General features: G+C 50.7%; 1 protein-coding gene. It reads right to left on the reverse strand.

Features of this window, described 5'->3' with window-relative positions; translation table 11 throughout:
• Positions 1–951: toxin VasX (locus tag C5469_RS22865; protein ID WP_339414670.1), on the reverse strand; the 951-nt coding region annotated here is incomplete at both ends.

Genomic DNA, 951 nt, shown 5'->3' on the forward strand with positions numbered 1-951 from the left:
GTTGTCGTACCGCGTCAGATCGGTGGTGAACCGGTCCATAAACGCTTTTTCTTTCTCACGGTCGATGTACTGCTCGTAATCTGACCAACATTCCTGTACCTGCCGTTTTAATGTCGAGCTGTCTAACTCACGCCCGGTATCCACAGTCCCGGGATTACCCGACAGATAGGCTCCGCCGGAAGTGTAGTAGCCGTATTGTATTTGTGTTTCCAGCGTTTCATATCCACTTATCTGATCCCGCTCAAACTGCCGACACAACGCCTCTTTCAACGTGCTTAGAGAAGCCGAAAGCGCAATCCCTCTGATGTAATGTGGATTTTCATGAAACTGCGTCTTTAACCGATAATTCATCAGGGCGGTAATGTCCTGCACCATTGCAACCGGATCAGGCAGGAACAGGATAACCCCTTTGTCGGGCATTAATTCTTCAGCTGCCCACCATAGGTCATTCTGATCAAATAGATATTTCCCATTCCACTGAGAGCGGGTGTAATCGGCGATACGCCGGTTGGTATCTCTTCTCGTGTGATATTCCGCGACGGTATCCGTCAGTGACGAGAACGGCAGGGCATTCTCCCCCTCTCCGCAGTTGAGCCATTTTTCCATATCAAAACGTTGCATATATCGCGCTCGATAGGCCGGATCTTCATGCTTTTTACGGACCGCATCCGTCCACGCCACCGCAGACCAGGCAAACCAAAAGGCACTGTTTGCAAAGCCTTCCGGCAACACCGGTAATGTCACCAGCGAAGCACGCACCAACTCATTGGGCTGATCAATGCAGGGTTTCATTTCACCGCTGGCTAAGAGGGGAGGCACTTTGGCATGTTCCGGCAGAGGATAGTAATACCCCTCGCAGGTCACGTAATAATTAATCCAGCCATTGACCAGCTCATCCCAGATATACACAAAGCCTTCACGTAACAGACGGGCGGTATAACCCGTTTCACC

The organism is Photorhabdus cinerea, from assembly GCF_011189575.1.
Lineage (GTDB): Bacteria > Pseudomonadota > Gammaproteobacteria > Enterobacterales > Enterobacteriaceae > Photorhabdus > Photorhabdus cinerea.